General features: G+C 61.9%; 22 protein-coding genes and 4 pseudogenes. 20 read left to right on the forward strand and 6 right to left on the reverse strand.

Translation table 11 applies throughout. The features are described 5' to 3' along the window. The first annotated feature begins 404 nt into the window (after positions 1-404). The 8 genes from NKJ81_RS27140 (at position 405) to NKJ81_RS27175 (ending at position 8,546) form a co-directional block, all read left to right on the forward strand. On the forward strand, positions 405-638 hold the full coding sequence (locus NKJ81_RS27140) for a DUF6894 family protein (protein WP_352542299.1): 234 nt from the start codon (positions 405-407) through the stop codon (positions 636-638). Between the two features lie 236 nt (positions 639-874). Continuing rightward, a complete protein-coding gene (locus NKJ81_RS27145) occupies positions 875-2,089 on the forward strand; it encodes an ROK family transcriptional regulator (protein WP_352542300.1) in 1,215 nt (404 codons plus the stop codon). Further along, positions 2,086-3,345: a M20 family metallopeptidase gene (locus NKJ81_RS27150; RefSeq protein WP_352542301.1), complete on the forward strand. Its 1,260-nt coding sequence runs from the start codon at positions 2,086-2,088 to the stop codon at positions 3,343-3,345. Before NKJ81_RS27145 ends, NKJ81_RS27150 begins: the two co-directional genes overlap by 4 nt. Before the next feature lie 33 nt (positions 3,346-3,378). Then, positions 3,379-4,440, forward strand: coding sequence for a substrate-binding domain-containing protein (locus NKJ81_RS27155; protein WP_352472940.1), 1,062 nt, complete (start codon positions 3,379-3,381; stop codon positions 4,438-4,440). 60 nt (positions 4,441-4,500) lie between these two features. Then, on the forward strand, positions 4,501-5,562 hold the full coding sequence (locus tag NKJ81_RS27160) for a substrate-binding domain-containing protein (protein WP_352542302.1): 1,062 nt from the start codon (positions 4,501-4,503) through the stop codon (positions 5,560-5,562). 35 nt (positions 5,563-5,597) lie between these two features. Next, the gene (locus tag NKJ81_RS27165; protein ID WP_352542303.1) at positions 5,598-6,572 is read left to right on the forward strand and encodes an ABC transporter permease; all 975 of its coding nucleotides are present in this window, start codon (positions 5,598-5,600) and stop codon (positions 6,570-6,572) included. 12 nt (positions 6,573-6,584) lie between these two features. Continuing rightward, positions 6,585-7,784 (forward strand): alanine racemase, encoded by a 1,200-nt coding sequence (locus tag NKJ81_RS27170; RefSeq protein ID WP_352542304.1) that lies wholly within the window; start codon positions 6,585-6,587, stop codon positions 7,782-7,784. 9 nt (positions 7,785-7,793) lie between these two features. After that, positions 7,794-8,546: an ATP-binding cassette domain-containing protein gene (locus NKJ81_RS27175; RefSeq protein ID WP_352458022.1), complete on the forward strand. Its 753-nt coding sequence runs from the start codon at positions 7,794-7,796 to the stop codon at positions 8,544-8,546. Between the two features lie 104 nt (positions 8,547-8,650). Here NKJ81_RS27175 and NKJ81_RS27180 read toward each other — a convergent pair whose 3' ends face one another. Then, positions 8,651-11,041: a thiamine pyrophosphate-binding protein gene (locus NKJ81_RS27180; RefSeq protein WP_352542305.1), complete on the reverse strand. Its 2,391-nt coding sequence runs from the start codon at positions 11,039-11,041 to the stop codon at positions 8,651-8,653. 128 nt (positions 11,042-11,169) lie between these two features. Between NKJ81_RS27180 and NKJ81_RS27185 the strand changes: the two genes are divergently transcribed. Next, the gene (locus tag NKJ81_RS27185; protein ID WP_352542306.1) at positions 11,170-11,643 is read left to right on the forward strand and encodes an Lrp/AsnC family transcriptional regulator; all 474 of its coding nucleotides are present in this window, start codon (positions 11,170-11,172) and stop codon (positions 11,641-11,643) included. Positions 11,644-12,122: 479 nt separating this feature from the next. On the opposite strand, the pseudogene NKJ81_RS27190 reads toward NKJ81_RS27185, so the two are convergent. Next, positions 12,123-12,537 (reverse strand): annotated as a pseudogene (locus tag NKJ81_RS27190) (ATP-binding protein); the annotation flags it as partial. A gap of 69 nt (positions 12,538-12,606) precedes the next feature. On the opposite strand from NKJ81_RS27190, the gene NKJ81_RS27195 reads away from it, so the two are divergent. The 4 genes from NKJ81_RS27195 (at position 12,607) to NKJ81_RS27210 (ending at position 15,056) form a co-directional block, all read left to right on the forward strand. Continuing rightward, on the forward strand, positions 12,607-12,903 hold the full coding sequence (locus NKJ81_RS27195) for a hypothetical protein (RefSeq protein ID WP_352542307.1): 297 nt from the start codon (positions 12,607-12,609) through the stop codon (positions 12,901-12,903). Beyond that, positions 12,893-13,483 carry a type II toxin-antitoxin system VapC family toxin gene (locus NKJ81_RS27200; protein WP_352542308.1) on the forward strand — a complete coding sequence of 197 codons (591 nt, stop codon included), beginning with the start codon at positions 12,893-12,895 and terminating at the stop codon, positions 13,481-13,483. Before NKJ81_RS27195 ends, NKJ81_RS27200 begins: the two co-directional genes overlap by 11 nt. Continuing rightward, positions 13,480-13,677 (forward strand): hypothetical protein, encoded by a 198-nt coding sequence (locus tag NKJ81_RS27205; RefSeq protein ID WP_352542309.1) that lies wholly within the window; start codon positions 13,480-13,482, stop codon positions 13,675-13,677. The genes NKJ81_RS27200 and NKJ81_RS27205 overlap by 4 nt, the downstream gene beginning before the upstream one ends. A gap of 506 nt (positions 13,678-14,183) precedes the next feature. Beyond that, on the forward strand, positions 14,184-15,056 hold the full coding sequence (locus NKJ81_RS27210) for a ferritin-like domain-containing protein (RefSeq protein ID WP_352542310.1): 873 nt from the start codon (positions 14,184-14,186) through the stop codon (positions 15,054-15,056). Between the two features lie 368 nt (positions 15,057-15,424). Here the strand turns inward: NKJ81_RS27210 and soxR are convergent, their stop codons facing one another. After that, the gene (gene soxR, locus NKJ81_RS27215; protein ID WP_502895522.1) at positions 15,425-15,850 is read right to left on the reverse strand and encodes a redox-sensitive transcriptional activator SoxR; all 426 of its coding nucleotides are present in this window, start codon (positions 15,848-15,850) and stop codon (positions 15,425-15,427) included. Between the two features lie 94 nt (positions 15,851-15,944). Between soxR and NKJ81_RS27220 the strand changes: the two genes are divergently transcribed. The 3 genes and pseudogenes from NKJ81_RS27220 to NKJ81_RS27230 form a co-directional block, all read left to right on the forward strand. Next, the gene (locus NKJ81_RS27220; RefSeq protein WP_352542311.1) at positions 15,945-16,667 is read left to right on the forward strand and encodes an SDR family NAD(P)-dependent oxidoreductase; all 723 of its coding nucleotides are present in this window, start codon (positions 15,945-15,947) and stop codon (positions 16,665-16,667) included. Then, entirely contained in the window at positions 16,664-17,788 is a 1,125-nt protein-coding gene (locus tag NKJ81_RS27225; RefSeq protein WP_352542312.1) for an S-adenosylmethionine:tRNA ribosyltransferase-isomerase, read from the forward strand. The genes NKJ81_RS27220 and NKJ81_RS27225 overlap by 4 nt, the downstream gene beginning before the upstream one ends. Continuing rightward, positions 17,722-17,993: pseudogene (locus NKJ81_RS27230) on the forward strand (type IV secretory system conjugative DNA transfer family protein); the annotation flags it as partial. The gene NKJ81_RS27225 and the pseudogene NKJ81_RS27230, both read left to right, overlap by 67 nt. Positions 17,994-18,216: 223 nt before the next feature. On the opposite strand, the pseudogene NKJ81_RS27235 reads toward NKJ81_RS27230, so the two are convergent. Continuing rightward, positions 18,217-18,867: pseudogene (locus NKJ81_RS27235) on the reverse strand (OB-fold nucleic acid binding domain-containing protein); the annotation flags it as partial. Here NKJ81_RS27235 and NKJ81_RS27240 point away from each other — a divergent pair. From NKJ81_RS27240 to NKJ81_RS27255, 4 genes and pseudogenes are all read left to right on the forward strand, one after another. Next, positions 18,868-18,981: pseudogene (locus NKJ81_RS27240) on the forward strand (elongation factor P); the annotation flags it as partial. It abuts the pseudogene before it with no gap. Positions 18,982-19,213: 232 nt separating this feature from the next. Then, a complete protein-coding gene (locus NKJ81_RS27245; protein ID WP_352542313.1) occupies positions 19,214-20,254 on the forward strand; it encodes a glycosyltransferase family 2 protein in 1,041 nt (346 codons plus the stop codon). Next, the gene (locus NKJ81_RS27250) at positions 20,229-20,921 is read left to right on the forward strand and encodes a class I SAM-dependent methyltransferase (RefSeq protein ID WP_352542314.1); all 693 of its coding nucleotides are present in this window, start codon (positions 20,229-20,231) and stop codon (positions 20,919-20,921) included. Before NKJ81_RS27245 ends, NKJ81_RS27250 begins: the two co-directional genes overlap by 26 nt. Further along, entirely contained in the window at positions 20,899-21,354 is a 456-nt protein-coding gene (locus NKJ81_RS27255; RefSeq protein WP_352542315.1) for a GtrA family protein, read from the forward strand. The genes NKJ81_RS27250 and NKJ81_RS27255 overlap by 23 nt, the downstream gene beginning before the upstream one ends. On the opposite strand, the gene NKJ81_RS27260 is transcribed toward NKJ81_RS27255, so the two are convergent. After that, on the reverse strand, positions 21,351-21,890 hold the full coding sequence (locus NKJ81_RS27260) for a hypothetical protein (protein WP_352542316.1): 540 nt from the start codon (positions 21,888-21,890) through the stop codon (positions 21,351-21,353). The two genes, NKJ81_RS27255 and NKJ81_RS27260, sit on opposite strands and share 4 nt — an antisense overlap. A gap of 79 nt (positions 21,891-21,969) precedes the next feature. Continuing rightward, entirely contained in the window at positions 21,970-23,127 is a 1,158-nt protein-coding gene (locus tag NKJ81_RS27265) for a putative hexosyltransferase (protein WP_352542317.1), read from the reverse strand. Positions 23,128-23,256 lie beyond the last annotated feature (129 nt).

The following is a 23,256-nucleotide window of genomic DNA, read 5'->3' on the forward strand; positions in this document are numbered from 1 at the left end:
CTTACAATTTACGCACTTCTTCGATTCTAGGCGACCTGATTATATTAGCCAGAACTAACAAAGATGATTCCGCACGTCGCTAGCAACAAAACGTTCAGCATCGCGTTGCAAATGAGCCAAGCCTTTGGAGGCACAAAATGGGCGACGACAACAGCAAGCGAGACTTCAGTGACCGCAACCGTGTCGGCGGATGAGTAGCACGAGGTCGAATATTTCGCGCGGGAAACGGCGCTTCGCCAAGCCAGGTGAGCAAGCGATCAAGGCCTACGGCAAATAATCGCACTCGCCTGACCCAAGCCGCCAAGTCTTTACTCGATGCGAATGAGGCGTCGCGGCGGGGGCGTCTCACATAGACGAGGACATTTCCGACCGAGACCGACCAACTGAAATCGGCGTTATCGGCAATGCCGCGATATTTTTTCGACTTCGCAGATGCGAACGAACTGTACCCCGACGATCAAGGTACCGATCTGCCGGACGTCGAATCCGCCAGGCTCGAGGCAGCAAAGGCTCTGGCGGCGATAGTAAAAGACAAGGCGGACGGATCTAGCCGCGACTTTACGATGATCGTTCGCACCGAGACAGGCCAGGTTTTGCTACACGCTAGGATCAAATTCGAAATAGAGATGGCGCATTAGGGGCGGGGCGTCATAGAAAATACGAACGAGCGACCGTGTACCCTGCCAATCGTAGTAGCGAGAGCACATACAAAACCAAGACCAACGCAACCACAGACCTGCTTTTCAGCGGGACGTTAGATCGCCAGCGCTGCTGTTTTTCCCCGGTGTACAAACCCCCTTTTTGAGCGGCCAGTTGACGGCCGTCGAAAATGATTATTAAGTTCGGTCATAGAACGAATTAATCGGAGCTGCTGTTGAACGACCTGCCGCGCATTTCTCGTCAGTTCTCGCAGCGCTCCGTCATGGAGGCGATCGTGCAAGGTGGGCCGATCTCGCGCGCTTCGATCGCAAAGCAGACCGGCTTGTCCAAGCAGACAATCTCCGAGATCGTCAGGACACTTGAGCAGGAAGGCTGGGTGCAGGAGACAGGGCGCACGAGCGGACATGTCGGACGCACGGCTGTCACTTACGAACTCGTATTTGACGCGGCCTACATCGCGGCCGTCGACCTCGGCGGCGCCAAAGTCCGGGTCGCGCTCACCGATCTTGCCTGCCAGATATTCGCGGAGGAAACGGCGCCGACCGATCCTCGGGGCGGACAGTTCATCGTCGACCAGATCGTGGATCTAGCGCTTCAGGCGGCCGAGAGGCACCGAATCTCGCGCACAAAGATAAGGCTGGCGGTGATTGGTGTTCCCGGTGCACCCGACAAGAAGACGGGCCGCGTCCTGCTTGCCCCGAATATTGCCGGCTTTGGCACGATGAATGTCGTTGGCGCTTTCGAGCACGCATTCGGATTTCATGTGGTGATCGAGAACGATGTCAATCTGGCGGTGCTCGGCGAAAACTGGCAGGGGTGCGGCCGGGGTATCGACAACCTCGCCTTCATTGCGCTGGGTACCGGTATCGGCAGCGGCCTCATGGTTGGAGGCAATCTGGTGCGGGGCGCCAGCAATGCAGCCGGCGAGATGGGCTTTTTGCCGATTGGCGCCGATCCATTCGCGCCGACATCGTTGCGCGCCGGCGCTTTCGAGCGCGTGGTCGCAACCAGCGCCATGGTTGAACGCTACGCAACGCTGACGGGCAACATCGTCAACGTGCCGACGATTTTCCACTGTGCATCCGCTGGAGACAGGCATGCCGCGACGGTACTTGACGAAACCGCGCGCTACCTCGCACAAGGCATTGTGGCCATAGCGGCAATTGCCAATCCGCAAAAGGTCGTCCTAGGCGGCTCGATCGGGCTGCGGCCGGAAATCCTGTTGCGCGTTAGGGACCTGCTGCCGCGCTGCTTCCCCTACCCTATCGCCGTTGAGGCCAGCGAACTCGGGTCGCGGGCAGCGCTCATCGGCGCTGCCGCGATCGGGCTCGGCCAGTTGCACAACACACTGTTCGGCGTCGACGCGCCCGACGGACGCATTTCGCTTCCCCCAGCCAGTTCGGCCGTGCTGCGCGAGGCCACGCTATGACCGCCTCAAAGGACATCACCACCCGCTTGCGCGCCGCCCTCGATTGGGACGCAGCGGTTGAGCTTCTGCAGGGGGCAATCGGCCGCGAAAGCATAACCGGTCACGAAGAAAATTTTGTCGCCTTCCTTGAAGACCGCATGCGCGTGCTTGGCTTGAGCGAAATTCGGCGTGCGGAATTCGCGCCCGGCCGGCCCAACGTCTGGGGTGAGCGCAAAGGTGCCGGCGCCGGCAAGCGGCTGCTCTTCATCGGCCACACCGATACGGTCCATGTCGAGGGCTGGCGCGAGCACTGGGCTGGCACCGCCAGGCAGGATCCGTTTGCCGCGCCAATGATCGACGGGCAGATCTGGGGCCGCGGCGCCGGCGACCTCAAGGCCGGCATCTGCTCCGCGCTGTCGGCACTCTCTCTGCTCGACACCGCCGACATCCAACTGGCCGGCGACGTTGCCTTTGCCTTCGTCGGCGACGAGGAGAGCGGCCAGCCTGGAACCGGCGTCTCCGCCGGCATCAAGGACTTCGTCGGCCGCATCGAGAAAGGCGAAGTCGTGGCGCCCGATTTCGTCGTCTATGTGGAGCCTACCCGCCTTTCGGTTTATCCGGCCCAAATTGGCTTCTTCATTACCGACATCACCATCACCGGACGATCAGCCTATTTCGGCGTACCCGAACTCGGCAAGGATGCCTTGCGTGCAAGCCACGCCGTCATGAGCGCGCTGTGGAAGCATTCGGAAGATGTTGCAACAAGAGCCGAGCACCCGCTGATCGGGCGTGGCTTCCTGCTGATCACCGGGCTTGCGGGCGGCGGCTACATCGCGGTGCCCGAACGCTGCACGTTGTCGCTGATCCGCAAGCTGTTGCCGGGCGAGTCGCTGGACGAGGCCGCCGCCGAAATCGAGGCAGTGGTGCGCGGCGCCGTCACCGATCCCGAAATCATGTTGGCGTTCGCCTATCCGGCCGGTCGCGATCATCCGCTCGGGGGTAACGCCGCCGAGATTGCACCTGACAGGCCGGAGGTCGGCGCTCTTGCTGCCGCCATGGCCCGATCGATGGCTGGTCGCGGCGCCATCGAAGGCGCGCCATTCTGGTCAGAGTCATCATTTTTCACCAACCGGCTCGGCATCCCCGCCGTGTACTGCGCGCCAGGCGACATTCGCAACTGCCACACCTTCAACGAACACGTCGATGTCGAGGAATATCTGGCCGGCGTCGTCGGCTTCGCCCGGTTCATGGTGGAGTATTGCGGCGTTACGGAATGAAGGACAACTGAGAGCGAAAATGGGAGAACTATCATGCTGATAGACAGACTTGTTGCTACAGCACTTGCAGGTAGCCTGATGCTCATGGCCGGTGGAGCCGGCGCACAGACAGTGGGACCGAGCGGCGAGACGGCGACACCCAGCGCCGAGGTTAGATTGTCGGATGCAGACCTGGCCGCAGTAAAGGAGAAGGGCTACAAGGCCGCGCTGCTGTGGCACACCTCCTCCGACTTCACCAATGCGGTCACGTCCGGTGCCAAGGATGAATTTGCCCGTGCCGGCATTCAAATCGTCGCCACCACCGACGCGGGCTTTGACGCCGCGCGCCAGCGCAGCGACATCGAAACCGCGCTCGCGGCGAAGCCAAACGTCATCCTGTCACTGCCCCTCGATCCGGTCACTTCGGCCGAGGCGTTCCGTCAGGCGCTCACCGACGGCACCAAGCTGGTATTCCTTTCCAATCTGCCGAAAGGCTACAAGCACGGAACCGACTATGCAGCCATCGTCACTGACGACCTGTTCCAGATGGGCAAGCAGGCGGCCGATGCACTGGCCAAGGCGCTCGATGGCAAGGGCAAGGTCGGCTACATCTTCCACGACGCCAGTTACTATGTGACGAACCAGCGCGACCAGGCTTTCAAGACAACGATCGAGAAGGATTATCCCGGCATCAAGATCGTCGCCGAGCAGGGGATCTCCGATCCGGCGCGGGCAGAAGAGCTGGCCAGCGCGATGCTCGTGCAGCATCCCGATCTTGACGGCATCTACGTCACCTGGGCCGAACCGGCCGACGGCGTGCTGTCGGCCTTGCGGGCAAGCGGAAACACCAAGACCAAGATTGTCACGCTCGACCTCGCCGAACCGGTGGCGCTCGATATGGTCAAGGGCGGCAATGTGACCGCACTGGTGGCCGACAAGGCCTATGAGCTCGGCCGCGCCATGGCCGCTGTCGGCGTCAAGGCGCTGCTCGGCCAGGAGACCCCGGCCTTCGTCGTTGCCCCGGCGCTTACCGTGACCAAGCAGAACGTTGCGCAGGGCTGGAAGGATTCGTTGAACCGCGACGCGCCGCAATCGGTGCTCGACGCGGCCAAATGACAGGGCAATGCCCGGCGGCCAATCAGGGCCGCCGACATCATAAAAACAAGGGGAACCGACATGCGCATAGCAATTGGAATGTTGTCGGCACTGGTAGCACTCGTCGCTGCCAACGCCTTCGCAGCCGAGGGCACCACCACGGGACCGAACGGGGAAAAGCCGACGCCGGCAAAGAGCGTCGTGCTCACACCAGCTGAGGAGCAGCAGATCAAGGACGGCAAATACACCGCCGCGCTGGTCTGGCATGAGATGAGCGAATACACCAACGCGGTGAACAGCGGCGCCCAGGACGAGTTGAAGCGGCTCGGCATCACGGTCGTCGCTCAGACCGACGCCGGCTTTGATGCGGCCCGTCAGAAATCCGACGTCGAGACAGTACTCGCCAAAAGGCCCTCTATTATACTGTCCCTACCGGTCGATCCCGCAAGTGCGGCCACCGTCTATGATCCTGCGCGCCAGGCCGGCGTGAAATTGGGATTCGTCGACAATTCGCCGGCAGGCTACGTTCACGACAAGGATTATGTGACCATCGTTTCGGACGACCTTTTCCAGATGGGCAACAAGGCCGGGATCGCAATGGCCGACGCGCTCGGCAAGCAGGGCAAGGTCGGCTACATCTTTCACGATGCCGATTTCTACGTCACCAACCAGCGTGACGGAGCATTCAAGCACACGATCGAGCAGGACTATCCCGACATGAAGATCGTGGCCGAGGCCGGAATGGCCGACCCCGCGCGCAGCGAGGAAATCGCGCAGGCGATGATCACACAGCACCCGGACCTCGACGGTATCTATGTCACCTGGGCTGAGCCGGCGCTTAGCGTGCTGTCCACTTTGCGGGCGGCCGGCAACAGCCACACCAAGATCGTCACGCTCGACCTGAACGAACCGGCGGCACTGGACATGGTGAAAGGCGGCAACGTTGCGGCACTCATCGCAGACGAAGCCTACGACATCGGCGTGACGCTGGCGCGCGCCACGGCCGCCTCGTTGATCGGCAAGAAAGCCGCGCCGTTCATCGTGGTCGATTCCCTCGCCGTCACCAAGGACACTGTCAAGGACGGGTGGAAGCGGTCCCTCAACAAGGACGTGCCCGCGACCATCGCGGCCGCCATGAAATAGCGGCGGACAATGGCGCCCCGCCGGAGGAAGTGAGAATGTCGAGTGTCAACACCAGCCCCGGCCGGGCAGCGAGCTTGGTCAGCCGCTTCAACCTGCAGCAATATGTCGTCTATCTCGGATTTCTGGCGATCTTTCTGTTCTTCGCGATCGTACTGAAGGACAGCGGTTTTCTGACGGTCCGCAACCTGTCGAACATCGTGCTGCAGACGGCACCCGTGACGATCATGGCGATCGGCCTTGTCTTTGTCATGTCGGCTGGCGAGATTGATCTTTCGATAGGTTCGATCGTTGCCGTGGCAGCCCTTGCCGCCGCGGTGGCGATAAACGCCTACGGCTTGGTGGCTGGGGTGCTGGCCGGCCTCGGCGCCGGCCTGCTGATCGGCCTTCTCAACGGCGCCCTCGTGGCTTACGTCAAGTTGCCTTCATTCCTGGTAACGCTGGCGACGCTCGGGCTGTTTGCCGGCGTATCTCGCTCGATGACCGATTTGCGGTCGATCCCGGTCACCAACGACGCCTTCACCGGTTTCTTCGGCTCGGGTTCTTTGCTGGGTGTTCCGTCTTTGATCTGGTGGACGGTAATTGCCGTTGCGATCGCGCATCTCATCTTTCGCGAGACGCGCTTCGGCGCCCATGTGCTGGCCACCGGCGACAACAGCCGTGCCGCCAGTGTTTCCGGCATCAGCGTGGCGCAGATAAGGCTTGCCGTTCTGACCACAAGCGGCGGGCTCGCCGGCCTTGCCGGGCTGCTCTATGCGGGCCGGCTGCAGGCTGCGAAATACACGCTCGGCGAAACCGACCTTATGACGGTGATAGCGGCCGTCATTGTCGGCGGAACCCTGCTTAACGGCGGCAAGGGATCGATTGTCGGTGCGCTGGTGGGCTCGCTGATGATGGGCATGCTGAACAACGGCCTCATCCTGATGGGCCTGTCCGTCTCCGACCAGATGATCGTGCGCGGCTTGATCATTCTTGCGGCCGTCGCCGTATCGCTGCGCGAAAAGTCCCGTTGAAGGAGTTTTGTCATGTTCCTCGATGTTCTGCGGCGCCGCAATCCGAGCTTTATAGAAAGCGCCATGCGCCTGCACCAGGAAGGAAAGCTGCCGGCTAATTCCTATGTGCTCGACCTCGATGCCGTCGAAAGCAATGCCCGGGTCCTGAAGCGCGAGGCCGACCGGTTCGGCCTGAAGATTTTCGCCATGACCAAGCAGGTCGGCCGCGCCAGTTCGTTCTGCCATGCGCTCAAGCGTGGTGGCATCGATCAGGCCGTCGCCGTCGACATGGCCTGCGCGCGGGCAACGCACAGAGCAGGCCTGAGGCTCGGTCATCTTGGCCACCTGCAGCAGATCGCAAGGCACGAGGCCAATGCGGCGGCCAAAACGTTCAGGCCGGACTATTGGACCGTCTTCAACGACACCAAGGCTGAAGAAGCCGCTGCCGGCGCAAGGCTCGCCGGGTACACGCAAAACCTGCTTGCCCGCATCCGCGCCGATGGTGACGTTTTCTACCGCGGCCACGAAGGTGGTTTTGAGGCGGCTGATATCGCCGCGGTCGCCGAAAAACTGGATGGTCTCGACGGCGGACGGTTCGCTGGCATCACCACCTTCCCGGCGCTGTTGTTCGACCAGACCACGCGAACGGTCCTGCCGACACACAATCTGGCGACACTGGGCAGAGCTGCCGAAGCGCTCGCCAAGTCCGGTCGCAGCGACATAGAGGTGAACGCGCCCGGCACAACGTCGAGTGTCCTGCTTGGCGCGCTGGCCGAAGCCGGCGCCACGCAATGTGAACCGGGCAATGGCTTGGCCGGCACCACTGCGCTGCACGTCATGGAAGATCTGCCGGAGCTCCCTGCCGTTCTGTATTTGACCGAGATCTCGCATTTGTCTGGCGGCAAAGCCTACTGCCTGGGTGGCGGCTTCTATATCGATCCGATCTTTCCGGACTATGAGGTGAAGGCAATCGTGTCCGCAGAACCCACCACGGCCGCCGCCGCGCTCAGAAGCGTCGAGGTGCCGCCGCCTGCGGCAATCGACTATTACGCAATGATTGACGCTAGCGGCGCCAATGCGCCACGCTCCGGCGACACGGCGGTGTTCGGCTTTCGCGGCCAGGCGTTCGTGACCCGCGCCTACGTGGTCGGCATCTCCGGTGTCTCAAAGGGGGCGCCCCAAGTCGAAACGATCGAAAACGGTTTTGGCGAAACCGCTGCCTGGCCTGTCTAGGAGCAAGTGATGAACGCGACCACGACCGGCACGCCCCCTGTTTTGCAGCTGCGCGACATCCGCAAGAATTTCGGCGGCCTCACGGCAATCGAAAATTTCTCGCTCGAGCTCTATCCCGGCGAGATAGTGGCGTTGGTCGGCGATAACGGTGCCGGCAAGTCGACGCTGGTCAAGATCGTGACGGGGGTGCATGCTCCGACATCCGGGACGATCATCATCGAGGGGCAGGCGGTGGCAATGTCGAGCGCCACCATGGCGCGCGCCCACGGAATTGAGGTGGTCTATCAGGACTTGGCGCTCGCCGATCAGCAGACCGTCTACATGAATATGTTTCTTGGCCGCGAGCCGGTGAACCGCTTCGGCCTGCTCGACCGACGCCGGATGATCGACGACACCGAAAAGCTGGTGAAGGATCTCGACGTTCGCATCCCATCGGCTCACGCCACCATCCGCGATCTTTCGGGCGGCCAGCGCCAGGGCGTGGCGATCGCGCGCGCCACGCACTGGGCAAGCAAGCTGATCCTGCTCGACGAGCCAACCGCCGCGCTCGGCGTTGCCGAGACCGCCAAGGTCGAGACGATTGTTCTGTCGCTGAAGCAGCGCAATATCGGCGTGCTGATCATCAGCCACAGCCTCGACCAGGTGTTCAGGCTCTCAGATCGGATCTGTGTTCTGCGACGTGGCAAACAGATCGGCGTGCGCAAGACCAGCGAGACCGACAAGAACGAGATCGTCGCCATGATCACCGGGCTTCAGCACTAGCCCGGTCCGACAGAGGCGCGCCGTTCAGATATTGCGTTACCCGAGCAGCGAGTGGCATGATTTCAGATCCACGATCAGGCCTCGGCCACAGAATGTCGTCAGCATCAATCCAGCGCGCGCAGATGGCGGATGGGGCGCCCACCAGCAATCCGGTCGGCGGCTGTGGCTATGGAATTGGCGTCGATGCCGAAGTGGCGGTAAAGGTCGCCGATAGTCCCTGACTGGCCAAAATGCTCGACGCCGAGACTGCGCGTGCGATGGCCGTACACCGAACCCAGCCAGCCGAGTACCGCCGGATGACCGTCGGTGACGGAGATGATGGTGCAATGCGCAGGGAGATCGGCAAACAGCCTTTCGATATGACTCCTGGCGTGAACGAGGCCGCGTTCGCGCGCGCGACTTGCCGCTGTCCAGCCTGCGTTCAAGCGATCGGCCGAAGTCACGGCCAAAAGACCGACGTCGCGACGGTCCTCTGCCATCATGCCGATAGCTTCGATGGCCTCCGGCGCAACCGCGCCGGTATAGGCAACAATCACTTCGGCATTGGGACCCGGAGCCCGCAGCCAGTAGCCCCCGTCGATGATGTCCTGCTCGAGCTGTGGCATCATGGGACGAATGATCTGCTCGACCGGGCGCGTCGAGAGCCGCAGATAGACCGAGCCGCCGGTCTCGTCGCGCAGCCAGGTGCGCTCCGACTGCACGGCGTCGCCGTCGCGCTGCATATAATCCAGCGCAAAGCGCATGATGACGCCCAACTCGTCGACGAAGGCCGGCTCGTAAGCCGCAAGCCCGTCTTGCGCTATGCCGATCAACGGTGTGGCGATCGACTGATGCGCCCCACCTTCCGGCGCCAATGTGACCCCGGATGGCGTCGCGACCAGCAGGAAGCGCGCATCCTGATAGCAGGCGTAATTGAGCGCATCGAGACCGCGCTGGACGAACGGATCGTAGAGCGTGCCGATCGGCAGCAGCCGTTTGCCGAAAATCGAATGCGACAGCCCAAGTGCCGACAGCAGGATGAACAGATTGTTCTCGGCGATACCCAGTTCGATGTGCTGGCCGGAGGGGCCGAATTCCCATTTCTGCGCCGAGGCGATGCGTTCGCTGCGGAAAGTGTCCGCAAGTGACTGACGCGCGAACAGGCCGCGCCGGTTGACCCAGGGACCGAGATTGGTCGAGACCGTGACATCGGGCGATGCCGTGACGATCGCGTCGGCGAGCGGCCCGCCAGCGCGCGCAATCTCGTCCAGAATTCTGCCGAAGCCGACCTGCGTGGAGACGCTGCCTTTGGCTTCCGCAACGAGACGACCGGGGACCACGATGCGCTGGGCGTGCCGGCGCCGCTGGCCCTTTGCCGCGAACGGAACGGCGTCGAGGAACCGTTGCAGCTCCAGATCTCCAACAGCCAATCCCTCGAAGGCGTCCCACTCCCGCCCGTCGCCGACCGACATCGAGGCACGAAGGACCGCCATCTGATCCCTGGTCATCAAGCCGGCGTGGTTGTCCTTGTGGCCGGCGAGCGGCAGGCCGAAGCCCTTGATCGTATATGCAATGAAGCATGTCGGTCGATCGTTGCCGCGTGCCGTCCCGAAGGCCTCGATCAGGCATGGCAGGTCGTGGCCGCCGAGATTGGTCATCAGCGCGGCGAGCTCGGCATCGGAGCGCCGGTCGAGAAGCGATGCCAGGCCCGGCTTGTCTCCGATGTCGGCGACCAGGCGCTTGCGCCAGGCGCCGCCGCCTTGAAACGTCAGCGCCGCATAGAGCTGGTTCGGGCAGGCCTCGATCCAGGCCTTTAGCGCCTCGCCGCCGGGTTCGGTGAAGGAGGCTTCGAGCAGCGAGCCATATTTCAGGATCACGACGTTCCAGCCGAAATTCCGGAAAATGTTTTCGAAGCGTTCCCAAAGGCCTTCGCGAACCACGGCATCGAGGCTCTGTCGGTTGTAGTCGACGATCCACCAGCAGTTGCGCAGGCCGTGTTTCCACCCTTCGAGCAGCGCCTCGAAGATGTTGCCTTCGTCCATCTCGGCATCGCCGATCAGCGCCACCATGCGGCCCTCGGGCATGCTTTCGTCGCGGGCGCCGAGATAATCCTGCACAAGCGAGGCAAACAGTGTCTGCGCGACGCCGAGGCCAACTGAGCCGGTGGAGAAATCGACGTCGTCGACATCCTTGGTCCGCGACGGATAGCTTTGCGCGCCACCGAAGGCGCGAAACCCTTCGAGCTTCTCCCTCGTCTGATTGCCCAGAAGATACTGGATGGCGTGAAACACTGGCGAGGCATGCGGCTTCACCGCGACCCGGTCGTGTGGCCTCAGCACCGAGAAATAGAGCGCGGTCATGATCGTCACCAGCGACGCCGAGGATGCCTGGTGTCCGCCAACCTTCAAGCCGTCCGTATTTTCCCGCAGGTGATTGGCGTTATGGATCATCCATGTCGACAGCCAGAGCACCTTTTTCTCCAGTGCCGAAAGTGCCTCCAGTTTTTGTTTGTCCATGCTGCAAGACTCCCGGTTGCGATGTCTCAATCCTAGGGCTGAGCAAAAGCCAATTGTCGCTAAACTTGCATGAGATTGGCAGCCGCGTTAGCTGGTTGTGTCAATATCAGCCAATGGAGTAACGTTCGATGCCAAAAGGTCGACTGGACAATATCGACCGAAAGATCATTGCCGCGCTGCAGGTCGATGGCAGGATGACGGCGCAGCAGCTTGCCGAGCGGGTCGGCCTTTCGGCCTCGCCCTGCGCCCGCCGGGTCCGCCTGATGGAGGATATGGGGGTGATCACCGGCTATGCCGCACTGATCGACCAGGACATGGTCGATCTGCCGATCTCGGTGTTTGCCTCGATCAAGCTTGAGCGCCAGCGCGAGAGCGAGCTGAACCGGTTCAACGCGGCAATCGCGCGCTGGCCGGAGGTGGTCGATTGCTATCTGATGACTGGCCAGCGCGATTATTTGCTGCGTGTGGTGGTGCGCGACCTGCACGCCTATGAGCGCTTCCTGAAGGAAAAGCTGACGCGGCTCGATGGCGTCTCCTCGATCGAGTCCAGCTTCGCGCTTGCCCAGATCAAGCGATCGAACCGGTTGCCGGTAGAGCCATGATTTTTTGGACGGACCCGCGTGTCGCAGGTCTTGCAGCAAGTGGGCAATATGGGTTCGGCACGCCTCAATACTGACTGTGATTTCTGGTATTTCCGCCGGCTGCAATTGGAGCTTATGCGTCATGATTGCGGCGATTAGATAAAGAATTTTTTGTTGCGCCTGGCGAGCATCGTCTGCCTTCCGGCGCATCAGCCGCCGCCGCGCGGATTGCTCAAGAACCTGGCTGACCGCCAAAGCCAGCCAGGCTGCAATGGCGCGGGACGTCCACCATTTGGCGGTCCTGTTCCGGGAAAACCGGTCAGAGGCGATCAGAAAAGCGCCGGTGCCGCTCGACATAGCGCGCCATGGCACTGGAGGGGTCTGCAGATTTTGCGCAACGAAGAACGCCGTCTTTCCGGTGCGACGGCGGAACGTCAACCCGGAAGGGACAAGGACAATGCGAGTTGAACCCAAGAAAACGAAACAGGCAGCTTCTGACGCTATGAATGCGCTTTGGGTGTAACGCCGGGAACAACAGTCTTGGCGATCTCGCACAGGTGCTGGTGATGCGTCAGATAAATCACCTGGCCAGCGCTTGCCATCTGACCAAACAACCTGAAAACCTCCTCGGACCGGAAATGGTCGAAGGTCATGATCTCGTCGGCAATGAATGGCACAGAGGGGTCGAAACTGGGCGAACTCGTAATATCCGGCAAGCCGCAGGGCCAGCTAGAGCTGAAAACGCGCACCCTTTGAGAGCGCGTCGGCGACCTTGGACTGCCCGTCGCGCTGCAATGCGATGAGGACTTCTCCGCCCTTCACGGGTTGGGTCGCAAGCCCCGAATACTGACCGCGCGTGATAAGTGCGAAAGCATCAGATGTCCGTTTGATCATCCCGGAGCGATGGTCCCGACGGCCAGCGGCTACTAAGCCTTGCCTATGCGTTCAACGCAATCTATATTCTGTTCAACACAGGAGGTTCTCATGGCTGCGCAGACACGGACGGCTGCAGAAAGCGAAGCAACGGTCGCATCGACCCGCAATAAACTTGTACTGGAGCAAGCGAAAGCCGCCGGCCTCCTCGGCGCCGCGAAGAATACCCGTCTTTCGGCGCGGGTGCCCGCGGAGTTGATCGAGGCGGCCAAGAAGCGCGCCCATGTCACCTCGGACACGGAGCTGTTGGAACTGGCGCTGTCGCGCCTGGCCCTCGAAGATGACTTTGGCGCCCGCCTGGTCGGACGTAAGGGCAGTATCCCGGCGGACATAGATCTTGGGGTTTGATCTTTCCGAAACGCTCCGATCGCTAAAGCCCCAAAAGCACAACGGAACGCTGAAGCGCAGGGCCGACGACGATCTCCCATGGGTTGCTGACGAACCTGCGATCGGGGGACCGCTGTTTCTGGATACGAGCGTCTATCTGGATGTCCTGCAGGGACGATCGCCGGTTGAAGTCGATACGCTGCTTACCTATCGCCGATGCCACCATTCCGCTGCCTGCCTGTCTGAGCTGACCCAAGCCTTTGGTCGGCTGGACCCTAAGCATGCATCCACAAAAGCTGTCCTCGAGACGATTGAAGCCACGGTAGAGGACATTCCGGACTACCGACTTCATGCACCGGACGATGCGATCTGGGGACAGGCCGGGGTCTTGGCTGGCTTGCTCTTCCGGCTGAGCAATCTGCCCAAGAGGGAGGGGCACGAGCGGCGCTTCCTAAATGACGCCCTCGTGTTCCTGCAGGCGCGTCAGTTGGGTGCGAGCGTGCTGACCGGCAACGTCCGCGATTTTGATTTCCTCACCCAGGTTCTGCCGACGGGACGGATCATCCTCTATCGAGCTCGGCCGGAACGGCGGTCATCATGAACGTCACGGTTGGTCCTCCTGTCGATATTCTTCACGAACTGGAACAGCTGGATCGGGGGCCGGCGACTGAGGTCAATCATCTGCAGAATACGCCGGCCTTTCTGGGTTTTGTGAAGCTGGGTCAAACTCGATACCCCACATTAGATCCGGCTCTATTTGGCGGTTTTCGCTTGCCTTGGCGGCCCGCCAGCTAGGCTTGCCTGTCTCGTCCGTGGCCAGGGTTCCGGTTTGGCGGCGAGTGCAACCGGGATCGCGGACCGGCTTGATAACGCGACGAAAAGTACAGCGTCGAGGCGACTGCACCTCTGCCCGCTTTATCTGGCATCACACCTTCCGGCAATCTCGTTCGGTCCAAACCAAGTGCAGCGCTTTTCTGCGATCGAGCTTGAGCAGCTTTTTGATGTTCCGCAGCTTCACCGCGCGAATGAAAAGTGGTCGTTCGATAGCGGACGTTTCTCCCAGTTCCGACGCGGGCGTAGCTTATCCGGCTCATAATGTGTCACCTCAATGTCTAGACTCGAGGCTTGGTCACAAATAGTCGATGCCAACTCCGACGTTACGCGCCCAAAAAGCCATTGATCCGGAGCACGACCCCTGCAAAGTCCGACCTTTACAGGAACATTTCGCCTATGGCGGAGTTGGGCGCGTTGCCCGCGATAAGGTGCCAACGGTGGTCCCGGCGGACTTTTGGGAGGAAGCCATGATACGTGCCATCCCTTCACTCCACCTTTCCCGTCGCCGCGCATTGCAATTTGGGCTGGGAGCCAGCCTCGCCGCCACGACGGGCCTGGCGCCGGTTTCTCGCGCCTATGCCAAGGAGGAAGTGCAGGACGAAGACATCTTCCGTTTTGCGCTCAACCTGGAATACATGGAGGCCGAATACTACCTTCGCGGCACCACCGGGAAAGGCATCGACGCCGCCGATGCCGGTTCCAAACCCGGCGATGTCGTCGGCGGAAAGAAAGTGTCCTTCGAGACACCCGCCATCGGCGAATTCATGCAGGAGGTTGCTGAAAACGAACTCGCGCATGTCCGGTTCTACCGCAAGACGCTTGCAAAGAACGCAGTCGACAGGCCGGCCATCGATTTCGATGCGGGGTTCAAGGCGGTCGCGGAGGCAGCGGGCCTCGGGCGGGACTTCGATCCCTTCGGCAACGAAACGAACTTCGTTCTGGGCGGCATGCTGTTCGAGGATGTCGGCGTCACCGCCTATGCCGGTGCTGCGACGGTTCTGAAGGACAAGGACTTCCTCGCAGCCGCCGCCGGCATATTGGCGGTCGAGGCCTATCACATGGGAATGGCGCGCTCCACTCTATACCGGAAAGGAGAGAAAGCCTGGAAGGCCGCCAACGCCGTCTCCGATGCACGAGACAAGATCGACGGGCCGGAAGACAAGGACCAGGGCATCCAGGTGAATGGCAAGGCCAATTTCGTTCCTTCGACGCCCGACGCGATCGCGTTCACCAGGACGCCGCAGGAAGTGCTGCGGATCGTCTATCTCACCGATAAGGACGGCGTAAGCAAGGGCGGCTTCTATCCGGAAGGGATGAACGGGACCCTGAAGAGCACCTGAGTCGCTCGCGACAGGCGATCGGATCGCCGGAAGAGATGCAGCGGGCCTGCGGGCGGCACTGCTGGTACGGCTGCGCGACGATCACGAATCAAATCCGCCGCAGGAGTCTTACGCTCCCGGTTTGTCCATCCTAACGATGCCAACCCCGGCGGAGCGGGAGCCTTCCATCGCGTCGATTTTGAGCAGCTCTTGTTCTGACCCTTTGTTGACCGCGGTTTTGAGACAAATGCAGGAGCTGTCCGGTTCAGCGCGATTCCTGAATTGACATCAGGGCCGCCGCGCCCTGACCTTACCGGGGCCGCAGCGTCTCGCACTTGGCGAAGTCTTGCGCTGCCGAGTTCTGCAATAGGGACAGGCAGGCTGTCAACTCACCCCAGCCAATACCTCGGCCCCGGCCCCTTGCGTCCTGCCATATCGGCAGGGTTCGCAAGGCTACACCGGTCCATCGACAGGCAGCCGCAACCGATGCACTCGGTAAGCCCCGACCTCAGGCGCTGCAACTCGGCGATGCGCTGGTCGATGCGCTTGGTCCACTGGCCCGACAACCGCGACCAATCCCGACGCGACGGCACGCGATCGGCCGGCAACTTGGCCAGCTCGGCGCCGATCTCCTCAAGTGTCAGCCCAATTCGCTGCGCGAAGACGATGAAGGCGATCCGGCGCAGCACGGATCGCGGGTAGCGTCTGTGTCCCGAGCCGGCCCGCTCGGACGCGATCAGCCCGCGCTCCTCGTAGAAGCGCAGGGCCGATGAGGCGACGCCGCTGCGCCGTGACACGTCGGTGATGGTCAGCATGGAATCCATGCATGAACCAAAGCACAATTCCCGCTTGACTTCAAGTTAACTTTAACTTGTAGCAAGAGGCATACGGATTAAGGGAGCACTGGCAATGCAGACGAATATCGAACTTCAGGGACTTCGCGTGGCGGTTACGGGCGGCACGTCCGGTCTCGGACTGGCGCTTGTGCGGCAGCTTGCCGCACAGGATGCGTGCGTCGCCTTCGTCGCCCGCACCGCCGCGAACGTCGCACGCATCGCTGACGAGACGGGCGCGCACGGCGTTGTCGGCGACGTCGGCAAGAAGGAGGACACCTACTCGATCGCGCTACAGGTAACCGCGAGCCTCGGCGGGCTCGACGTCCTGATCAACAATGCCTCGAGCCTCGGCCCTGTCCCTCTGGCGCTCCTCGCCGATACTGAGTGCGAGGAGCTGGAAACAGCGCTCGCCGTCAACCTGGTCGGCGCGTTCCGGCTGACGAAGGCTCTTTTCGGTGCGCTTGCGGCGTCCGCGCGCGGCGGCCGTGGCGCGATGGCGATCAACATTTCCAGCGACGCCGCGGTGAACGCCTATCCCGGCTGGGGAGCATACGGCGCGAGCAAGGCCGCTCTTGCCCATCTGACGGCGATTTGGGACGAGGAGGCGAAAGCAGACGGCATCCGGCTCCTCGCACTTGACCCCGGCGATATGGACACCCCACTGCACGCGCTCGCGATCCCTGATGCTGATCCGGCGACCTTGAAGCGCCCCGAGGAGGCAGCTGCCGAGATCATCGAAAAGATGCTCGACGCGTTGCCGGTCCGCTCTACGCGTCTCGCCGGAGCACATGCATGATCGCCGCCGATCGTCCCGATCAGCGCTCCGCCAGGCTGTTCGTCGTCGAGGCGGACGGCACGATGCGCGACCTGCCGCGAGCTGGACTCGCGACGCTGTTCAACCCCGGCGATCTGGTCGTCGCCAATGACGCCGCGACCTTGCCTGCCAGCTTGCACGGCACGCATGTCCCAAGCGGTGAGGCGATCGAGATCCGCCTGGCGGGCTGGCTATCACTTCCCGATCCAACCCGTTTCGTGGCGATTGCCTTCGGCTCGGGCGATCACCGCACGCGCACGGAAGACCGGCTGCCTCCACCTCCGCTGTCACCAGGCGATCGCCTCCGGCTCGGCTCGCTTGACGCCGTCGTCGAGCGCCTTCTCGACCATCCACGCCTTCTCGAATTGCACTTCCCAGGCAATCGCGCAGCGCTGCTTGCAGGACTGGCGCAGCACGGCCGGCCGATCCAATACGCGCATGTTCCCGAGCCGTTGGCACTGTGGGATGTTTGGACGAAGATTGCCGCCGGGCCGGTCGCGTTCGAGGCGCCATCGGCAGGCTTCGCGCTCGACTGGCGCACGCTCCAAGCCTGGCGTCGGCACGACATTGGCTTTGCAACACTCACGCATGCTGCGGGCGTCTCTTCTACCGGCGATCCCGCGCTCGACTCGCGCCTTCCCTTCGACGAGCCATACCGCATCCCTGGGCGCACCGCGGCGCAGGTCGCGTGGGCGAAGCTGCGCGGCGGCCGCATCATTGCGATCGGCACGAGCGTAGTGCGCGCACTTGAGGCAGCTGCCAATCCCGGCGGCAATGTGCGTGCCGGAAATGGCATTGCAACAGGGCGCATCGCGCGGGGCACGCGGCTTCGCGTGGTCGATGCGGTTCTCACGGGCGTCCACCAGCCCGGCGAAAGCCATTTCGAGCTCTTGCGCGCCTTTGCCGACGATGCTCTGCTCGCCAAGGCCTCCGCAGCCTTCATCGCGTATCGATACCGCGCGCATGAATTCGGCGATTCCATGCTGCTCAATCGCCAACCGCTGCTTCTATCGCGCGAACGGAACCGTGCCGAGGTGCTCCCGAGATGCGCGCCATGCGCAACTATGCGGGCCATCGGCTCTCGCCCTGGCTTGGCCATCTGATGGTGTCGCGCTCCGAGACCGCCAGACCGCTGCTAACCCGGGCGAGATCATGCAGCTCCCGCCCGCCGACGAGATCGTCATGGTGGCGGGCACGCCGCCGATCCGCGCGAAGAAGGCGCGCTACGAGGATCGCCGTTTCAAGGACCGGCTCATGGCGCCGCCGGTGCTTGCCAGGCCGGCACAGCCGGGCACGGACGACTGGAGCCCGGCTGCCGCTTCGGGCCAGGCCGGCGAGCATCGTGTGATCTCGTGAAGCCAATCGGCGCCGTCGGGCGCTTCGTCGACCAGGCGCGTCAGCTGAGGCTCGATCCATTTCGGCGGATGCGTTTTATTCGGCTGAGGGATCCACCGTCTTCCGCGCCAATTGAGATAAAGCGCCGTCATGCGGGCCAGACTACCACATGATGACGGTATATCCGCTGCAGCTTCTATCGGAAATTCCGCGTCTTCACCTTGATGCCGTCGATGTGCTCGTATGGATCGACGATGTTTCGGCCCTTCGACAGGCTCCGCGGATCGACACTCGGCGCGCCGTGATGGGCTTCGTCACCGCGGCCATGCGGCACGGGAAACGGCGTCTCGCGGTTTCCCAGGCTGGCCAGCTCGGGCGACAGGTCGGTCAACTGATGGGAGACGAGATGCACCACCTCCCCTTCCCGCTGGATGCGGCCGCGCACGCCGAGCATGGCCGACGAAAGAAGCACGCGACGGAATTTCTCGAATACCTTGACCCAGACGACGACGTTGGCGGCGCCCGTCTCATCCTCCACGGTGAGGAACATGAGGCCTTTGGCCGAGCCTGGCCGTTGCCGGACCAGAACCAGGCCGGCAGCCTCGAGCCAGCTTCTGTCTCGCGCCTGCATGGTCTCCTGACAGGTCACGATGCTGCGCCGGCGAAGATCGGCACGCAGAAACGACGCCGGATGGCTGCGCAAGGTCAGCCCAACATGGCCATAATCCTCGACAACGTCGCGGCCGGCCGTCATGGGCCTGAACGCAACAACAGGCTGGTGGATCTCAGGCAAAGTCTTCTTCTCACGGCAAGCAGCGGCCGCAAACAGCGGCAGAGGTTCGTCGCGAAACCGGCAACGCTGTCCAACGGCGTGCGCACCCTGGTACCGCTATACATCAGCACCGGCACCCGCGTCGTGGTGATGACTGCGGATGGCGCCTACGTGGAGCGCGCGAAGGAGGGCGTGCAGCGATCTTCAGGGCGGTCAAACAGCTTTGTGCTGGCGTATCGCCAGACGAACCTCGCTGGCGACCTATCGAGTTCGCGCCTCGGTGCGGACGCTCATCTCTCACTGAGAACCGGCATTTAATCAAGAACTAGCTAAATTAGCACTTTCTTGCACACCTTTGGAACTTTGTAGCTTTCGTTACATTTTCAACCGCATGCGAGACTCTGTGGTCCACGGCCCTGGAATGACGGTGAACAGATCACCGCCTCGCTACTCGCTCGTCCTGCCCATATACAATGAAGAACAGGTGCTGCCTCGGCTGATCGAGCGGATCAGTTCGCTTATCGACCGGCTGGACGGCGAGGCCGAGGCCATCTTCGTCGATGACGGAAGCCTTGATGGAAGCGTCGAATACCTCCAAAAAGTGGTTGCCGCCGAGCCGCGCTTTCGGCTGATCGAATTTTCCCGCAATTTCGGCCACCAAGTGGCGATTACCGCCGGTATGGACGCCGCTGCGGGCGATGCCGTCATCGTCATGGATGCCGACCTGCAGGATCCGCCGGAAGTCGTTCTCGATCTGGTGGCCAAGTGGAAGGAAGGCTTCGAGATCGTCTATGCCCGCCGGGTCAAGCGCGAGGGCGAATCCTGGTTCAAGCGCTTTACGGCAAGTCTTTTCTATCGCCTGCTGGAGAAAATGACGTCGGTCGATATTCCGCGCGACGTCGGCGACTTCCGCCTGGTCGGCCGCAAGCCGCTGGAAACCTTCAAGCGCATGCCCGAACATGACCGCTTCGTCAGGGGCATGTTCGGCTGGATGGGCTTCAAGCAAACGACCGTGCCATTTGAGCGCCACGCGCGAACCCTGGGCCAGACCAAATACCCATTCTGGAAGATGGTGCACCTTGCGGTTCACGGCATCGTCAGTTTCTCCGAGAAGCCCTTACGCCTGGCGCTCTGGGGCGGATTGGCCATTTCCGCGCTTGCGGTGGTCTTTGGCGCCTATGCCATCTTTGCCTCGTTTTTTGAAACCGGCATCATTGCCGGGTGGACATCCACGGTGGTGATCGTGTCGCTCCTGTGCGGCATCAATCTTTTCATGACCGGTGTGGTCGGGCTCTACGTTGGCAGCATCCACGCCGAGGTGAAACGCCGCCCGCTTTATGTGATTAATCGGCTCACCGGCTTCGACGAGGCGATGCGTACCGTCTCTGGTAAGCGCCGCCTATCGTTTCACAAGCCCAGGAGTGGAGTCCCCGCCAATGGCCGAACTCTTCGACAGCTATAATTCCAACTATGGCGAGGCGGTCGAAGGGTCCATCCGATTTTCCGGACTCGGGCACGACTTCTTCCTTGTCGCCAAGGCGGACCTGCTGCGGCGTCTGGTGGTCGAGCGAAAGCTTCGGCGGGGTGGGGCGGCTGTAAGGGCGCTGGATATCGGCTGCGGCGTCGGCTCGCTCCACCCCTACCTCGACGGCGCTTTCGACAGCCTCGATGGCTGCGACGTGTCGGAGCAATCAATTTTGCGCGCCGGCCAGGACAATCCAAGTGTGACCTATAGGGCCTGCACGTCGCCGAGTCTGCCCTACGAGGATGGCGCGTTCGATCTGGCTTTCGCCAGTTGCGTCGTCCATCACGTTCCGCCCTCCTCCTGGTCCGATTTCTTGCTGGAATTGCGGCGTGTCGTGCGGCCAGGTGGCGTCGCCTGCATCATCGAGCACAATCCCTATAATCCGCTGACGCGTCTTGCGGTGTTCCGGTGTCCGTTCGACCACGACGCGGTCCTCCTCAACGCTGCCAACGCAGCGTCCCTCTTTCGGGAGACCGGGTTCCGGGACATCCGATCCGAGCATTTCCTGCTGCTGCCGTCGGCAAGGCCTTTCGCCAGAAGAGTCGAGCGCGCGCTCGCGTCGCTGCCGCTTGGAGCGCAGTATGCCTGCAGTGCGCAAGTCTGAGGGCCCCTCGACCAGCGACGCCGGCCTGAAACTGCTGGTGCGTTTCGGGTCGGTCGGCATCGCTGCAACGATCCTATATGCAGTGATGGCCACCGCTTTGGTCGAATGGCAACGGTTCGGCCTCTCGCCGGTCGGTGCCTCGCTCGCAGCTTATACCGCTGCCGCCCTGTTTTCTTATCTCGCGCATAAGTTCGTGACCTTCGCGTCGAGCGGATCGCATCGATCGGAGGCTCCGCGTTTTCTCTTGCTGACGGCAACCGGCTTCGCGGTGGCTTACGCGGCGCCGGCGCTTTTGACTGCGAAACTCAGTCTGCCGCCGATCATTGCCATCCTGGTGACATGCTTGCTTGTTCCAGCGGTCAATCTCCTCATGCTCGACCGATGGGTTTTTGCGCAGCGAAGACGCGGCCGGCAGCGCGATCGCCCGCCCTAATCCGCATCAGTGGGATCGAGCCGGAGCGACAACAATTTGATGGAGCGCTTATAGATGTTGCTGGCGGCAGGAGTTTGCGGAATGCCGTCGAGGTAGTCGAAGGCGATGTCGAGTGTCTTGGCCTTGGCGAGGGCCGCCGGTGGAATGACGAACGATACCGTGCGTGGCTCTTTGCCGGTCAGCGTCACCGCATGTACCCGAACGCCGTTCACCGAGATCACAACCCTTTGCGTGATCTGGGGCGGACGAATGACGGCGGCCATTTGCAGCGTGGCAGTCAGACCGTCGCGAAGCGGCGGTATGTCCAGGCGAAGCCGCGAGGTCTCGCCCAGCGAATGGGTGCCGTCGGCTACCGGCCCCGACCAGCCACAGACCATCATGCCGGTTGCCTTTTTGGCTCCGTCGGACCGGAACGACACCGTCTCGCCAAGTGTGTAGCTGCCGACCGCATCGCGATTGAGGCAGGTCGTCGTCCGGTCGATGTAATAGGCGCGATAGTCGGCATTGACGTCTGGATTGAGAGCAAGCGCAAGCATGATGATTTCTGTCCCGGCCAGAACCGCCGCCAGCGCGTAGCCACCAAATCTGGCCGCGCGCCGATACCGGCCCGAAATGTCAGACCAGGGCAAGATAACCCCCGATCCATGCGACGGTCATGAAATAGCAGGCGCTCAGGAAGAGACCCAGAGCCGCAAGAAAAGTCAGCTTCGACGCCGACAACAACGTGGTCAGCAACATTGTCAGAGGCGCAAGCCCAATGACGTATCTGACCATCGAGGCCAGGTTCGTGATCAGCGGCAGGATGATGCAGCAGGCGCAGAACAACGCGGCGCCATATTGCCTGCGAACCGCCAGAACCGCCGATAGTGCCAGTCCTATGAGTGCGGCGAGCGCGCTCCATTGCGGCGCCGTAGGCAGCCACCCAGTCGTCGGAACGGCCGAGAGTCCATCCCATATGAAGGCGAGCGGATTGCCCGCCACACGTCCAAACGCACGCTGGACGTGCAGGAAGGCAAAGCCGTCCCCGACCGTCAGATAGAGGAACAGGATGTAGGCGAACAAGCCGGCAGGCGAGATGAGAATTGCAACGAGCAGATCCGGTCGGCCAAGCACCCAACGTGGGAACGAAAGCGCCGATCCGCCCTTTGCGCGGTAATCCCTGAACATCTGAATGACGGTCGCAAATACAACAAGCACTCCGACGAGCCTGGTTGCCGACAGCAGAGCCGATGACAGCCCCGCGGTCAGATAGCTAGAGCGTTTGAGTGCCAGAAAAACGCACGACGTCAGGAGCACGAAAAGAGGTTCGGTCAGGAAAGTCGTGAAGTGAAAGGAGAACGGGCCGCTGAGCAGAAAGGCGCAATATAGCACATAAGCGCGCATGTTCTTCTCGAGCAGCGGCCACGCCACCAGACAGGCCGCGTAGCTGCACGCAACCGATGTGATCGACGCGAGCAGTATCGTCGGCAAAGGGAAAACAGACCGGATTGCCGCCACCAGCATCGGATACAGTGGAAAGAAGCCCCAGCGTCCGACATTGCTCTGGTTTGGAATGGGAAAGCGCTCATAACCGTGTTCGGAAATGTCGACATACCACGCGCAATCCCACCGGCAGAGCGCCTGGGCATAGGCTGCGAAGCCTGGTTCCGCCGAGATCGAGGCAAATGCCGCATAGCGAATGGCCAGTCCACCGACGACGAATAGCAGCGGCACCACCACGACCGCAATAAAGCGGCCACCGGCGTTCGGACGCGCGACAGCTTCGAGCGCCACAATCTGCCTCCACCCGTTCAAGTGACTGGCGCCACTCAAAGCTAGATGACGCGCGCCCAGGCGAATTCAAGGCATGCAACGCGGCTCAGATGGCATAGAGCTACCCCGCGCTTCTGAGCCAGACCAGCA

This window comes from Mesorhizobium sp. M0018 (genome assembly GCF_040323955.1).
In the GTDB taxonomy this organism is placed as follows: Bacteria; Pseudomonadota; Alphaproteobacteria; order Rhizobiales; family Rhizobiaceae; genus Mesorhizobium.

Coding starts and splice junctions, on each gene's coding strand:
- NKJ81_RS27205 (WP_352542309.1), top strand. CDS start 13,480: ATGAACGTCACGGTTGGTCCTCCTGTCGATATTCTTCACGAACTGGAA.
- NKJ81_RS27245 (WP_352542313.1), top strand. CDS start 19,214: ATGACGGTGAACAGATCACCGCCTCGCTACTCGCTCGTCCTGCCCATA.
- soxR (WP_502895522.1), bottom strand. CDS start 15,850: ATGCTGACCATCACCGACGTGTCACGGCGCAGCGGCGTCGCCTCATCG.
- NKJ81_RS27150 (WP_352542301.1), top strand. CDS start 2,086: ATGACCGCCTCAAAGGACATCACCACCCGCTTGCGCGCCGCCCTCGAT.
- NKJ81_RS27170 (WP_352542304.1), top strand. CDS start 6,585: ATGTTCCTCGATGTTCTGCGGCGCCGCAATCCGAGCTTTATAGAAAGC.
- NKJ81_RS27250 (WP_352542314.1), top strand. CDS start 20,229: ATGGCCGAACTCTTCGACAGCTATAATTCCAACTATGGCGAGGCGGTC.
- NKJ81_RS27260 (WP_352542316.1), bottom strand. CDS start 21,890: ATGCTTGCGCTTGCTCTCAATCCAGACGTCAATGCCGACTATCGCGCC.
- NKJ81_RS27255 (WP_352542315.1), top strand. CDS start 20,899: ATGCCTGCAGTGCGCAAGTCTGAGGGCCCCTCGACCAGCGACGCCGGC.
- NKJ81_RS27155 (WP_352472940.1), top strand. CDS start 3,379: ATGCTGATAGACAGACTTGTTGCTACAGCACTTGCAGGTAGCCTGATG.
- NKJ81_RS27185 (WP_352542306.1), top strand. CDS start 11,170: ATGCCAAAAGGTCGACTGGACAATATCGACCGAAAGATCATTGCCGCG.
- NKJ81_RS27160 (WP_352542302.1), top strand. CDS start 4,501: ATGCGCATAGCAATTGGAATGTTGTCGGCACTGGTAGCACTCGTCGCT.
- NKJ81_RS27140 (WP_352542299.1), top strand. CDS start 405: ATGCCGCGATATTTTTTCGACTTCGCAGATGCGAACGAACTGTACCCC.
- NKJ81_RS27180 (WP_352542305.1), bottom strand. CDS start 11,041: ATGGACAAACAAAAACTGGAGGCACTTTCGGCACTGGAGAAAAAGGTG.
- NKJ81_RS27225 (WP_352542312.1), top strand. CDS start 16,664: ATGATCGCCGCCGATCGTCCCGATCAGCGCTCCGCCAGGCTGTTCGTC.
- NKJ81_RS27220 (WP_352542311.1), top strand. CDS start 15,945: ATGCAGACGAATATCGAACTTCAGGGACTTCGCGTGGCGGTTACGGGC.
- NKJ81_RS27175 (WP_352458022.1), top strand. CDS start 7,794: ATGAACGCGACCACGACCGGCACGCCCCCTGTTTTGCAGCTGCGCGAC.
- NKJ81_RS27210 (WP_352542310.1), top strand. CDS start 14,184: ATGATACGTGCCATCCCTTCACTCCACCTTTCCCGTCGCCGCGCATTG.
- NKJ81_RS27165 (WP_352542303.1), top strand. CDS start 5,598: ATGTCGAGTGTCAACACCAGCCCCGGCCGGGCAGCGAGCTTGGTCAGC.
- NKJ81_RS27195 (WP_352542307.1), top strand. CDS start 12,607: ATGGCTGCGCAGACACGGACGGCTGCAGAAAGCGAAGCAACGGTCGCA.